10 protein-coding genes are annotated in these 13,404 nt (G+C 45.2%); all 10 read right to left on the reverse strand.

Annotated features, from left to right (window positions below; all coding sequences use genetic code 11):
• Positions 1-143: 143 nt before the first annotated feature.
• Positions 144-1,496, reverse strand: coding sequence for a hypothetical protein (locus tag L990_RS15440; RefSeq protein WP_047451225.1), 1,353 nt, complete (start codon positions 1,494-1,496; stop codon positions 144-146).
• 67 nt (positions 1,497-1,563) lie between these two features.
• Positions 1,564-2,583 carry a tetratricopeptide repeat protein gene (locus tag L990_RS15445; protein ID WP_047451227.1) on the reverse strand — a complete coding sequence of 340 codons (1,020 nt, stop codon included), beginning with the start codon at positions 2,581-2,583 and terminating at the stop codon, positions 1,564-1,566.
• 439 nt (positions 2,584-3,022) lie between these two features.
• Positions 3,023-3,262, reverse strand: coding sequence for a hypothetical protein (locus tag L990_RS15450; RefSeq protein WP_047451230.1), 240 nt, complete (start codon positions 3,260-3,262; stop codon positions 3,023-3,025).
• Between the two features lie 10 nt (positions 3,263-3,272).
• On the reverse strand, positions 3,273-3,842 hold the full coding sequence (locus L990_RS15455) for a hypothetical protein (RefSeq protein ID WP_047451232.1): 570 nt from the start codon (positions 3,840-3,842) through the stop codon (positions 3,273-3,275).
• A gap of 164 nt (positions 3,843-4,006) precedes the next feature.
• The gene (locus L990_RS15460; RefSeq protein WP_047451235.1) at positions 4,007-4,720 is read right to left on the reverse strand and encodes a phospholipase D family protein; all 714 of its coding nucleotides are present in this window, start codon (positions 4,718-4,720) and stop codon (positions 4,007-4,009) included.
• 62 nt (positions 4,721-4,782) lie between these two features.
• Positions 4,783-5,709 (reverse strand): endonuclease NucS domain-containing protein, encoded by a 927-nt coding sequence (locus tag L990_RS15465; protein WP_047451236.1) that lies wholly within the window; start codon positions 5,707-5,709, stop codon positions 4,783-4,785.
• A gap of 134 nt (positions 5,710-5,843) precedes the next feature.
• Positions 5,844-9,077, reverse strand: coding sequence for a type I restriction endonuclease subunit R (locus L990_RS15470; RefSeq protein WP_047451238.1), 3,234 nt, complete (start codon positions 9,075-9,077; stop codon positions 5,844-5,846).
• An 11-nt stretch (positions 9,078-9,088) separates the two neighbouring features.
• The gene (locus L990_RS19430; RefSeq protein ID WP_081981754.1) at positions 9,089-9,988 is read right to left on the reverse strand and encodes a transposase; all 900 of its coding nucleotides are present in this window, start codon (positions 9,986-9,988) and stop codon (positions 9,089-9,091) included.
• Between the two features lie 22 nt (positions 9,989-10,010).
• Positions 10,011-11,216 carry a restriction endonuclease subunit S gene (locus L990_RS15485; protein ID WP_047451240.1) on the reverse strand — a complete coding sequence of 402 codons (1,206 nt, stop codon included), beginning with the start codon at positions 11,214-11,216 and terminating at the stop codon, positions 10,011-10,013.
• Between the two features lie 85 nt (positions 11,217-11,301).
• Complete coding sequence (locus L990_RS15490; protein ID WP_047451242.1) at positions 11,302-12,849, reverse strand: type I restriction-modification system subunit M; 1,548 nt, start codon at positions 12,847-12,849, stop codon at positions 11,302-11,304.
• Positions 12,850-13,404 lie beyond the last annotated feature (555 nt).

Consider the following 13,404-nt stretch of genomic DNA (forward strand, 5'->3'; position numbering starts at 1 on the left):
CTCCAAGAAGTTAGACGGAAATAGACGGGAGTTAGACGGAGGTAAACGGAAATGCACGGAAGTTATCCGGAAGTTACATGAAGGCTGGGAAGTAAAAAGAGTTAGACGAAGTCAAAGAATAGTGGTTATCCCACATCTCAAATCTAATTCCCTGTGCCCTCTGTGTCTCCGCGTCTCTGTGTTGAATCATATCTCAAATCTCCCATCTCACATCGCATATCTAAATCCCAATCCTTAAGGTAGCTGCTTATGACGCTGGCACTACCAGCTGGACTTTTATTTGGAGTCATCGCAGCCCAAAAAGCGAGGCTGCTGCCCTGCAGCTTTAGCAGGTAGCCCAATCCTGCACTATCGAGAAAGCCCTTAAGCTTAGGAGCATCTGCTGCATTTATCGTTAGGAAGGTACTTAGCTTGTCTATTTTCAAATACTCCTTGTCAACCTTCGACAGGCCGCTGATCTTATCCAGCCTCGCGCCTTCGGGTGTCGAGCTGTTGGTTACAAATAGGAATGTTTTTACCAGCAGGATACCATCAACAAGGTAGGCAGCAAAGTATCCTATCTTGCCCTCTAAAAGATTAACCTCCAACAGGTAGCGCCCACCTCCCACATCGTGCACCTTCGGGTTTGCGCTTATACTTTTAATGCATAACCCAAAAGCCACACCTACTAGTAGTGAATCTAAGCGCTCGGCCAACCGCTCTATGGCATGGCTCTGCAGGTAAACATCAACGGGCGTCCCCTTGAAGCCAAAGTGCTCGCGTTGTATGGTAAGGCTACATGCCTTGGAGCCAACATCGCCAATCTGAAAGCGGTAGCATGGACGGGAAAGCCCATCTACAACAACCATCTTTTGCTCTACTGGCGCTACCTCATAAAAGATCTTCAGCTTGCAGGTGTACGATTGATCCAACGAATCCATCGCCTTATCGCTCGCTATCTCATGCTCTACTCTAAATAGAACATTCTCCTTATAGGGAACCGCAACAACACAGCATAAAACTCTTAACCAGTCTTTTATCCCTTCCTGAAGATCCATCAGACACGCATCCAGAAACTCCTTCACCCCCCATAAGTTTTTCTCGATCTCCTCGTAATGAGACATCTGGCTCTTGACCTTAAAGCCAATTAGAAACCTAAACGATTCGAGATTGAACAAAACCTCATGGCCCGTTATTACCGCTCCATTGGTGTAGGTGTAGGTTTTTCTACTCAGATACGCCTTAATAAGCCTCTTCGCAAACTGCTCTACCTCGATTACCGGCTTTTGTGGGCCAACCTGCTCGAATAACAACCCTGAAGTACGAGCTCTGAAGGAGCAAAACATATCGATGCGATCGAATAGACGAAGGTGCTCCTTCACCCCCAGCTTATCAAGCAGGGCAAAGAGGTTGCGGTAGTAATCCAACTCTAGCTTCTCGTGAGCCTTTCGCAGCTCGGCAGCCCTTTGTTCCTTTTGACGAGCCTTTTTGGCTTTTGCTTTCCTATCTTTTGCCATGGTCAGGTTTTATGAGGTTATTCTTCCTTCCCTGTTTAGAGCGACAACGCGGAACTACAACAAAATGCTACCTTTTCTCCATCCAGCTCGTCAGCGCCTGCATCTTACCCGGATTCTCAAAAATCCACTTCTCGCTACCCTTGGTCTTATCCGATTGCGAGATGTAGTAGCAAAAAGCCTCCACATTCCCTGTCTTTACCAAATCGTAAAGTTGGGTTACGTACAGATCCCACCAAAAGTCGCTATTATCTTTCTTCAGCTCGCCAAGCACGCTAAACAACGACCTGGTTGTCTCCACAAATAGCTCCGCCTCGCTCTTACCCTTATTTTCATCCATATACCTCGACGCTGCCTGTAGGCTTACCATCATTTCGGCAGGACTAAACGCATCGCTCTTCGACGAATTAAAGGGGATCCTCACATCTATATTCTTCTCATCCTTCTGGGTAACACCCTGCCCGAGCTGCGCCATCAGCGTAGCATAGCGAGAGGGAGATCGCTTACTATTTGGCTCTAGCATCAGGAAGTAGTAAAGCGGCAAGATCGATTTTACCCGCTGTCCTTTAGCCTGCATTACCGCCGATAGCACCAAATGGCTGCTCCCATGCTTGGGGTTGTTAGATATTGCCTGTACTATAGGCGCTTCTGCCCTATCGTACTCCTTTTGGTTGTAGAGGGTAAGCCCGAGGTTGTAGCTCAACAGGCTGCTTCGAGGAAACTTCTTTAACCCCTTCTCGTAAACCTTTACAGCCTGATCGGACTTACCGGTTAAATCGAGACAGCTGCCCAATACAATGTAGGCACCCTGTAGGCCATCCTTATCCATATCGACAACCTTTTTACTATACTCTATGGCTTCGGCATACTTACCCGTTACCATATAGGTAAACGAAATCTCATAGCAGGCTTCCCACGAGCTACCATCGATGGCCAACGCAGCCTTATACTTGTCAACGGCCTCGTCGTACCTACCAGCATCGTGCAGCTGCGTTCCTTCGGCAATCAGAGCCTTAACCCTATCGCCATCCTGCCCAAATAGGTTGGCACTTAGCAGCATCCCCAATGCCACTACAATCAGCTTTCTCATAGTATATTTATTATAATTAGTTTTGGATTAATGCTATCGTAGAGCTTATTCCGCTTGCTGCCTTATAAAACAGCCAGCAAAATCACCCCTACCCCTACTTGATAAAAAATTAAATCGATGGCTACCGCATTACAGATGCTCCCTTATAGAGCAATAGCATCTATAACCCTTAACGAAATGTCGACAGCATCCTCGTAGGCGGGCACCTTTACCTCTAACGTTTTACTGAAGTTTGGCTCAAGGTACTCGTAAACGGTTACAACCTCAGATCCAACTACCGATCCAGTCTTGCTTAGATAGGAACCTCCACCTGAATATCCTTATAGGAGGTTACTAGCGGAGATGAATTTCTTTTACGACAGTAAGATTTTATTATGCATAATCATAAAATCTGGCTATAGCGAATAATAAACTCTTAGTCTTTTACTTATCTTAGGTACTATTTATTCAAAATATTCCCTAATCCGCCACCTGGATAAGAATTAATAGTATCATGCCCCGTATTCTTTGATAAAGTTTTGGTAAGCATTTCTTTCCTTTTCATTTTCTTTATAATATCATAACGATTTTCCTTGTATTGCTTTAATAAGGTCTTTTTATTCCAACCCGGACCTCCGTCTGGCTTTACAAACTCTACAGTAGTAGGTTGCACACTTATTCGTTTGGGAATTTTCGACATAACTATAAATTCAAATTAACAATCTCGCACTTTCAATTATAGTGTTATAAGCTTTAAAATCAAAAGAATTATCTTTTTTATTTAAATGCTTCAAAATCTCTAGTTCACTTTCTGCCTTTAAAACAATATCTTTCTTTAATGCTTTGAATTGAGATGCTATAGCTCCATATAAAATATTATTAATCTTTGGAGATGAATTAGCAGCCATATTTAGCAGTGAAATTAGATTCTTATGGTCATTTCTTACAATTTCGGTAAATGCTAAATAGGTAGAATATTTTGCAGAACCACTACAATCCAATTCAGCCATTCGCTTTGCACAGTCCGACAAGGATATCGGAAAATCGATATTATAATATTTAACTTCACCCTGTTTCAAATAGTCCAATTGGGTATTCAGTACAGTACAAATATTAATACAGTCCTTAAAGTCATTGGTAATCCCCTTGATTAAATGCGATTTTTTTGATTTATACTCTATGTATTTGTTATACCTATATGACACCAATATAAGAACAAGCGAAAAAACAAACGGAATTGTCAACTTGATAATTTCTAAAAAGAATGAGTGATCTTCCATAACATATAAACATTATGCATATAAAATTAAAATAATTTACACAATAAAAACACTACATCTACCAAAATAACAGCTAACACAAATAAAAAATTCATCCAACTATCAGAAATAAGTGACCTATCCTAAATAAATTCGTCTGAGGATTACCTCAGACGAACACGGTACTATTTCTCATATTTTCTAAAACAATCAACACACAAGGGCTTATCCATTGTTGCCATTTCGTACTCTCCGCAAGCATGACAAGCATTCTCCTCATAAAATGGATTACCAAACTGAGCCCATACATTGTAGCAGTTCCAACAGTAGGGTCTATCAATATCGTAAGGTATTCTAGTCTTACACCTTATACAGTAACCTCTGTCAGGTTTTTTGCTATACTTACCTACATTGCTATTTTCTACTTGTGGATTCCTATCCTTATAAAACTCTCGTTTGGTTTTTGCCAGCTGTATTATCTCCGACGACTGAATCATTGACTGGGCTTCGTCGCTTGCCTTTTTGTATAGTGTAGGGTCGGCAGTCTTGCTTATATAGACTCCCATTTCGCGGTTGTTTTTCTCAGAGAACTCGTACATGTTCATCGAGGTTATTACCATATCCTCATCGTTGAAGTAACACTTTGCATGAAGATTCTCAAAGAAGTAGAGCTCTACGTTAACCAATTCCGCTAGCGAATTTTTTTCGTTCGGCTTCAAATCGTCCTTGCCATATATAATTCTAATTTTCACCTTCCGGTTGGAGGCATCCTTAATCCTCTCGTAGAACGTTTTTGAGAGCTGTAAGTATGGAGAAACAAGTGTCAGCGTATTTTTGGCTTCCATTATTATCGTTTCAATTCGATAGGAAGTACCATTTGTCGTTAAAAACTCAGCCATTCAATTTCAACAGGTTATTTTTAATCTAATATTTTAATTGGACCAATTCTTATTGCAAGATTCTAGTTCTTATGCAGCCTAAAGCTAATCTCGTATCTATAAAACTCGATGTTATTGGCAACTGCAAGCGCTCGCTTAATTCGCTGGTCATCTTCTAGGGCTATTATTATACCCTTTACCTGCTGCGATGGCTCTGCCAGCTCCTCCTTTACGTAGCCCATATACCGCTGAATCTGCCCTACCACATTGTCGCTTGCGCGTCCCTTCTTTAACTCGACAACCAACAGGGTAGACTTATCCTTACTTACCGCTAGTATATCTATTGGACCTGTGTCGCTAGGGTATTGTTGCCCCACGAGTTCCCCATCCTCCTCAAAAATATCGTACTCTTTGCCAAGTAGGGTGTGCTTCCAATTACTTACCAAGAATTCCTCAAGGTACTTTTCTAGCGCAAAAGTGGCGGGATCTTCTACCGTTTCGTCAGTAGAAATTATGGTTGATATCTGTATATTGCCTATTAAACTCTCTATCTCGGCAGCATACTTACTAATATCGCTTACCGTACCAATAGAACCTGCTGAGTTGCGAAGCGCATCGCTCATGTCCGAGCGACTTATGGTGTTTTGATGCCAATTTACCGAACGACGATGCGGCAGCACTCCCTCCGGATTATAAACATAGTTCGACGTAACCTCGCCAACCATATAGGAGCCTTCGCCATTCGGACAAAGCACAATATCGCCTTTAGTAATACCCTTTGCTATAGTCCATAATGCACCACACGAAAGACCAGCGGAAACCTTTCCCTTCTCGGGATGTCCGGCCATCCATATTGGTATAAACTGTCGGTTAAAATCCTTCCAGTTTTCATGTAGCGACATAGTGAGGTCTTCGGTAATGCTAAAGTCGGCCCCAATAAAAGAACCACTTTTACACTCCTCTGCGTGTACGCTTTTGGCCCCTAGCATTACTCTATAGTATCTTTTCATTTTTATATTTTAAATAGATAGATGCCTAATTTAATCAGAACAAAATGACATCCACTCTTTAATTAAACATTGATTTTCAAAAAACAGAGAGTCATTTCGCCCATTTCATCTAAGCAAGAAACCTTTTCAAATCGTTAGCTTCTTACATCAACCAGCTCGCTGGCAATCATCTCTGCCTGCTTCAGTACGGTCTCGGTAGCCAGCATCTGCATATCTGGTGGATAGCCAAACTGCCTAAGAATACGTTTAACGGCAACCTTTAGCTTAGCCTTTACGCTCTCCTTGATTGTCCAGTCTATAGAGGCGTTCTTCCTTATGGCTTCCGTTAGCACCACCGCCAGCTCACGTAGCTTATCCTGCTGCATCAGCTCACGAGCGCTGTCATTGTTGGCAACCGCCGTATAAAAGGCATACTCGTAATCAGTAAGTCCCATCGACTTAGCCTCGCTATCCATCTTAACAATATGCTTGCTTAAATGGATAAGCTCCTCAATTACTTCGGCGGCTGTTAGTATCTTATTGTGATACTTGCGTATGGAGGCTTCTAGCATTTCCATCAACGACTTGCTCTTAACAAGGTTGGTTTTGGCTCTCGACTTAATCTCATCGTTAAGCAGCTTCTTTAGCACCTCAAGCGCAAGATTCTTATGCTCCATATTTTTCAGTTCCAGCATAAACTCCTCCGATAGGATCGAAATATCTGGCTTCTTTATGCCTGCTGCATCAAAAATATCTATAACCCTATCAGATACCAGCGCCTTGTCTATTACCTGACGTATGGTGGTTTCTATCTCCTCGTCGGTTTTGCCCGAGCCTGTTCCATCAAACTTGGCCAAACGTGCCTTTACCGCTTGGAAGAACGAAATCTCGTCCTTAGCATCCATCGCTTGGTCGTGGGGTATGGCAATAGCAAACGCCTTAGAGAGTGCAGTAACCTCGTTTATGTAGCGCTTCTTACCATCCTCTAGACCCAAGATATGCTCTTCGGCGGCAAGTATCATCGATAGCTTCTTTGATGTGTCGCCATCAAAGTATTCTTCGTACTCAAAGCCATGATACATATTCGACACCACCTCCATCTTTTCGAGCATCAGCTCTACAGCCTGCTCCTGCACTATGGTTGGGTCGCCCTTACCTCCGGCATCGGAGTAAAAGGACAGAGCCTTTTTTAGGTCGGAGGCGATACCCAGATAATCCACTATCAGCCCACCGGGTTTATCCTTATATACGCGGTTTACCCGGGCGATGGCCTGCATCAGGTTATGCCCCTTCATGGGCTTGTCGATGTATAGGGTGTGCATGCTGGGCGCATCAAATCCCGTTAGCCACATATCGCGCACAATTACCAGCTTCAACTCGTCGGCAGGATTTTTCATGCGCTCGCCCAACGTTCGGCGCTGCTCCTTGGTGGTATGGTGCTGGGCAATCTTTGGCCCATCGGACGAAGACGAGGTCATTACCACCTTAATGGCTCCCCTGCCCAGTTCGTCGGAGTGCCATTCGGGTTTAAGCTTAATGATGGCATCGTAGAGCTCGGCTGCTATACGCCGGCTCATGGTAACCACCATTGCCTTCCCCTCAAACACTTCCTGCCGCTGCTCAAAGTGCTCAATAATATCCTTTGCAATTTGGTTGATTCGGTTTTCGCTTCCCACCAACGCCTCCAGCTGTGTCCATTTGGCCTTTGCCTTTTGGGTATTGGTAAGGTCTTCCTGGTCGAGCTCATCATCCAGCTCCTCCACCAACGCCTTGCCCTCATCGCTGAGGTTTACCTTTGCCAAACGGCTTTCGTAGAAGATGCGAACGGTTGCCCCATCCTCCACCGCTTGGGCTATATCGTAGATGTCTACATAGCTGCCAAATACCGCAGGGGTATTTACGTCGATATTCTCTATTGGGGTACCCGTAAAGCCGAGGTAGGTAGCGTTGGGCATGGCATCGCGCATGTACTTGGCAAAGCCGTAAGCTACTTTTTGGCCTACTACAGTACCCTCCTTGTTCGTGATGTCGATGGTCTTTGCCTTAAAGCCGTACTGGGTGCGGTGCGCCTCATCGGCTATCACCACAATGTTTTCGCGGTCCGAGAGCATCTCGTACACGTTGCCCTCCTCGGGCTGAAACTTCTGTATGGTGGTAAATACCACACCACCCGAACCTACCTTTAGCAGCTCCTTTAGGTGGTTGCGGTCTATGGCCTGCACTGGCTCCTGTCGCAGCAGCTGCTTCGAGGCGGCAAAGGTATCAAATAGCTGGTCGTCTAAATCGTTACGATCGGTAATAACCACAATGGTAGGGTTATGCATGGCCAGCACTATCTTTCCTGTGTAGAACACCATAGACAGCGACTTACCGCTGCCCTGGGTGTGCCACACCACCCCACCCTTACGGTCGCCAACGGGCTGGCTCTTCACGCCCTTTACGCCGTAGCTCTCGGGCGATTCCAGCACCATATCAATGGGCATTAGCTGCTCGGCGATATATCTCGATGCCCGTAGGGTCGACTCCACCGCACGGTTCACCGCGTAGTACTGGTGGTAGGCCGCCAGCTTCTTTATGGTAGTTATGGTAACTATACCCGTTTCGGGGTCTTCTCGCTTGGTCTTTTCAAATACTGTAAAATGCCGTATCAGGTCGAGCAGCGTCTCCTTGTTGAGCATCCCGTTTATAAGCGTTTCGAGCTGGCTGACTAGGTGCGACGCCTCCGCCTTACCATCGGCCGACTTCCACGCCATCATGCGGCTGTAACCCGACGAAATGGAGCCAGCCTTGGCCTCCAGCCCATCGGAGATTATCACCAAACCGTTGTAGGTAAAGAGCGATGGTATCACCATCTTATAGGTCTCCAGCTGCTTAAAGGCCGAATGAATGGTAGCGTTTTCGTCGGCAGCATTCTTCAGCTCGATAACAACCAACGGAATGCCGTTAACAAAAAGGATGACATCTGGCCGCTTGTTGTTCCGGTTCTCTATAACCGTAAATTGGTTGGCCACCACAAACTCGTTGTTATACGGATTTTTAAAGTCGATAAGCCAAACCCTATCGCCACGATCGTCGCCATCCATGCGCTTGGTAACGGGTACGCCCTCGGTTAGCAGGCGATGAAACGTCTCGTTGTTGGCCAGCAGTTCGGGCGATGCAATGCGCTGAATCTCCTTAATGGCATCGGCCTGTGCATCGGCCGGGATGGTGGGGTTGATACGCCTTACAGCCTGCTGTAGACGTGTAAGCAGCAGCACCTGCTCGTACGATTTACGCTCGGGCGTTTCGCCATCGGGGGCGATGTTGGGCGCGTAAACGTACTCGTAGCCCAACTTTTCCAGCTGCTCAATGGCAAACTCTTCAATGCTTTGTTCCGTAATTCGGGTCATAGCGATTGCATTTAATTCAGCGGATTCAATTTATCAGCATCCCATTTCGAGGGGTTGTTGACAATATATTCCGATATGTTATGGTATGATTTTTCGTTTCGAATAATATGTTCGTAGTAGTTCCGTTGCCACAATTTACCGTAAAATGGTTTCCAACCATCGTTTTTCACCCCACGAATATACGCATTTGTGGTCATCGTTTTAAACCATCCCACCACCGTCGGTAGGGGCACCCCTACGTGGGTGCCCCTAAACGTTTCATCAACGTCGGTGCCCGATATATCGTCGGTTTCGGGGCGCCCGTCGCAACCAATCGGGCGCCCACGTGGGGGCGCCCCTACGTGGGCGCCCTTTATCATATCATCATCGTTATCACATTCATCCAACGCCGTTTGGTCAACATTGGCCCCCATTCCCGATATATCATCATCGTTTCTGGGTTGTTCGTGTGGGGGCGCCCCTACGTGAACGCCCTTTATCGTACAATCATCGTTATCACATTCATCCAACGCCGTTCCATCAACATTGGCACCCATTCCCGATATATCATCATCGTTTCCGGGTTGTTCGTGTGGGGGCGCCCCTACGTGGGCGCCCTTTATCGTATAATCATCGTTATCATATTCATCCAACCCCATTCCATCAACAATTTCCAAAATACAATGAAAATGGTTGGGCATTACCACCATGGCGTGGCATCGGATGGATGGAAATTTGTTTTCCAATTCATCGTACCAACCCGCCACCATACGCCCCGCATCGTTGGGCACCAGAACCCCGTTGGCCACGTTGCCCAGCAGGCAATCGCGCCCCTGCACGCAGATGCTAATAAAATACAATCCGCCCTGCGCATAGTCGTACCCTTTTAGGCGGATGCTATGCCGATGGTGTATGTTGGGGTTGTAGCTCATGTTGCCGGTGTTGCCGTTTATTCTATACGCCTACCCGTACCTCGCCGCTCATCAGCTTAGGCAGCAGCGTGTCGCGCAGCGCTGTTAGGGTGCGGATTTGGGATTGGTTATTTAATATTTTCATAAAATAAGGATACACCACTTTTTCAAATTGTATAACCTCATTAATACTTGGCATTTTTAAAGTAATTCCCTTAAAAGTGTTTGTAGTTATTGTATCGAAAACACTCCCATACGCTGCAGATTGCAATTCGTCGACTGAGAATGCAATTAGTAGGTATGTAAAGAAGAAGCAATTATCATACTTAGGCAAAATACCATAGTTTGATTGACTGAATGCCATCCGCTCAGATAAGATACAGTATTTACCTACCGTTCCTCTTGCTGATATTATTGTCGCAAATTTTGGTAAAAGCTTAGCCGAACTATTGGCTATTCCTTCTTCTGAAATTGTTTTTTCAGAAGTTGTTATAATTGTTTTATGATTAGTTGCAATATCACCACATGAAAGCCATTTTATTTTGCCATTCCAGTAATTATCGTTAGAAGTCTTTGGAGTACCACCTCCTATTAGTTTTATGCTTTCATACAATGTCGTTTCCTCCCACTCCTCCTTAGCCTCCTCCACAAACCACTGCCTAAAGAGGGTTTCGGCCATCTTTTCGAGGGTGGCGTTTTGGCGGTTTAGCAGGACTATCTTATCGTCGAGACTCGAGAGGATGCTGGCTATGGCGCGTTGCTCGTCAATACTAGAAGGGAGTAATCCCACAAATTCTTCAATTCTAGATGGAGAAGTATGCATTATAGAAGTTCCACTTGCAGAACCAACAATATAGGCTTGATATTCTTTTGTTCTCAGATACCAATAAATAAAATCAGGTTCAAAATTATTGTTTTTAAATTTCAACAATCCAATTCGTTGATTATGTAAGTAATGCACATTATTTGTATAGGGTATTTTAGCAGAATAACCTAATGTGTCCGAATCTTTGCTCAAATCAGTCATTGTCACAACTATATCACCAGGTGATAATATATATTCTTTGGGGAACTCATCACTGTTTAAGTATTTAAACTTATCTGATTTAAATCCACCCCCAATATGAAAATTTCCAGGTGTTACAAGAATTTTATTGTTTTGCACTGTTGTGATATATGTACCTTTAAATGCAAAACCGTGCTTAACTTTAAATATATCTCCAAGTATATATTCTTTCCACTCACTCATACCTCACAATCGTTTATATAATCTGAACAGGTTGTAATACCCAATTAACATCAAAGTTCAGATCCATTGATTATTTCTCAAATATTTACAACGACTCGTTAAGCGCTATTTTCGAAAGATTCTCCGCAATCACCCCATTAAGCCTTGCTTCCTCCCTAAGCTGCTCCTCTAACTCAGCCTTTAGGGCGGAGAAGCGCTCGGCGAAGTTAAAGTCATCCTCCTCGTCGGGCAAGCCCACGTAGCGACCAGGTGTAAGCACGTAGTCGAGCTCGGCAACTTTACTTATTGGTGTAGCAGCACAAAAACCGGCAACATCTTCATATTTACCATTGGGGTTTCGCCAGCTGTGGTAGGTTTCGGCAATTGTTTGTATATCTTCTGCCGATAGCTCCCTAGTTCTACGATTTATTAAATGCCCCAAGTTTCGGGCATCAATAAACAAAATTTCGTTGCTACGGTCTCTGAATTTACCGTTTTTACGGTTACGGCTCATAAACCAAAGCGAAGCGGGTATTTGTGTATTCAGGAAAAGCTTTGCAGGCAGGTTTACAATGCAATCAATCAAATTATTTTCAACCAATGCTTTTCTGATATCACCTTCGCCCGATGTTTTGCTTGTTAGCGAACCTTTAGCCAGTACAAAACCAGCCTGTCCGTTGGGTGATAGGTGGTACATGAAGTGCTGAATCCACGCAAAGTTGGCGTTACCTACGGGTGGTACGCCGTACTGCCAGCGTCCATCGTTGCGCATCAGGTCGCCGCCCCAGTCGCTCACGTTAAAGGGAGGGTTGGCTATAATGTAGTCGGCCTTTACGTCCTTGTGGGCATCGTTTAGGAACGACCCCTCGTTGTTCCACTTCACCTGCGAGCTGTCGATACCGCGTATGGCAAGGTTCATCTTGCACAGCCGCCAGGTGGTTTGGTTGCTCTCCTGCCCGTAAACGGATATGTCGTTAATCCTACCTTGGTGCTCGGTAACAAACTTCTCCGACTGAACGAACATCCCCCCGCTACCACAGCAGGGGTCGAATACGCGGCCGTTGTAGGGTTCCAACATCTCCACCAGCAGCTCCACAACGCTACGTGGCGTGTAGAACTGTCCGCCCTTCTTGCCCTCGGCAAGGGCAAACTCGCCAAGGAAGTACTCAAACACGTGACCCAGCACATCGGCACTGCGTGCCTTGGTGTCGCCTAGGGCTATGTTACCTACTAGGTCTATCAGCTCGCCAAGGCTGGTTGGGTCGAGGTTCTGGCGGGCGTACACCTTAGGTAGCACCCCTTTAAGCGAGGGGTTCTCCTTTTCGATGGCATCCATCGCCTCGTCAATAAACTTTCCAATCTCAGGCTGCTTGGCCTTCGACTGCAGGTAGTACCAGCGGGCATCCTGCGGCACAAAGAACACGTTCTCGGCGCTGTACTCGTCCTTATCCTCGGGGTCGGCACCCATCTGCTCTTCGGCCTTCAGTTTATTGTACAGCTCCTCAAAGGCATCGGAGATGTACTTCAAAAAGATCAGTCCAAGGACAACGTGCTTATATTCGGCGGCGTCTATATTCTTGCGGAGCTTATCGGCTGCTTTCCATAGCTGCTTCTCAAGTGGTTCTTCAACAGCGTTTTCTTTTTTCTTAGCCATTTAGGTATGCTTTTCTTTGTGTCTATCAGGTATCAAAATTAGCAAATTGAAAGACGAAAACAAGATAAATAGCTGCCCATACGCTCCAAATCAATCACTATATATACCCCTGCATCAAAAACTTCAGCGTGGGATACCAACCAAACAGGGTAGCCACGGTGGTAAAGGGAGTTGGGCAGTACGCAAAAAAACGTAAATCGCAATACCGCAAAGATATCCAGCAGCTACGGTGTTTTCTCAAATCGAGAAGTTACCCCTCCCATTACTTTGCGCAGAGCAGAATCCACAATGCCGTAACAATCATTTTTTTTGATAGTATAAAAGAGATAGCCTAGGCATCGACTACAAAGCAACCATTAAATACCCCACTAATCCACCTATTCAAATGCATAAGTAGTATAGCTCACATGCATCAATACTACCACTCAGATACATCTCTCGCACTTTGGTAAGCAGCGAACCACCTATACAGATGCAGTAATACTACCACACAGGTGCATAAGTAGTGGTGTCAGATGCATCTACCTACCTATATCGCGCGATATGTCGCGCTAA

The sequence above is a fragment of the Alistipes sp. ZOR0009 genome (genome assembly GCF_000798815.1).
Lineage (GTDB): Bacteria > Bacteroidota > Bacteroidia > Bacteroidales > ZOR0009 > Acetobacteroides.

What these genes read in the sequence shown, in the direction of transcription:
- L990_RS15490 (WP_047451242.1), bottom strand. Translation starts at nt 12,849, where the DNA reads ATGGCTAAGAAAAAAGAAAACGCTGTTGAAGAACCACTTGAGAAGCAG.
- L990_RS15450 (WP_047451230.1), bottom strand. Translation starts at nt 3,262, where the DNA reads ATGTCGAAAATTCCCAAACGAATAAGTGTGCAACCTACTACTGTAGAG.
- L990_RS15465 (WP_047451236.1), bottom strand. Translation starts at nt 5,709, where the DNA reads ATGAAAAGATACTATAGAGTAATGCTAGGGGCCAAAAGCGTACACGCA.
- L990_RS19430 (WP_081981754.1), bottom strand. Translation starts at nt 9,988, where the DNA reads ATGAGCTACAACCCCAACATACACCATCGGCATAGCATCCGCCTAAAA.
- L990_RS15440 (WP_047451225.1), bottom strand. Translation starts at nt 1,496, where the DNA reads ATGGCAAAAGATAGGAAAGCAAAAGCCAAAAAGGCTCGTCAAAAGGAA.
- L990_RS15470 (WP_047451238.1), bottom strand. Translation starts at nt 9,077, where the DNA reads ATGACCCGAATTACGGAACAAAGCATTGAAGAGTTTGCCATTGAGCAG.
- L990_RS15445 (WP_047451227.1), bottom strand. Translation starts at nt 2,583, where the DNA reads ATGAGAAAGCTGATTGTAGTGGCATTGGGGATGCTGCTAAGTGCCAAC.
- L990_RS15485 (WP_047451240.1), bottom strand. Translation starts at nt 11,216, where the DNA reads ATGAGTGAGTGGAAAGAATATATACTTGGAGATATATTTAAAGTTAAG.
- L990_RS15460 (WP_047451235.1), bottom strand. Translation starts at nt 4,720, where the DNA reads ATGGCTGAGTTTTTAACGACAAATGGTACTTCCTATCGAATTGAAACG.
- L990_RS15455 (WP_047451232.1), bottom strand. Translation starts at nt 3,842, where the DNA reads ATGGAAGATCACTCATTCTTTTTAGAAATTATCAAGTTGACAATTCCG.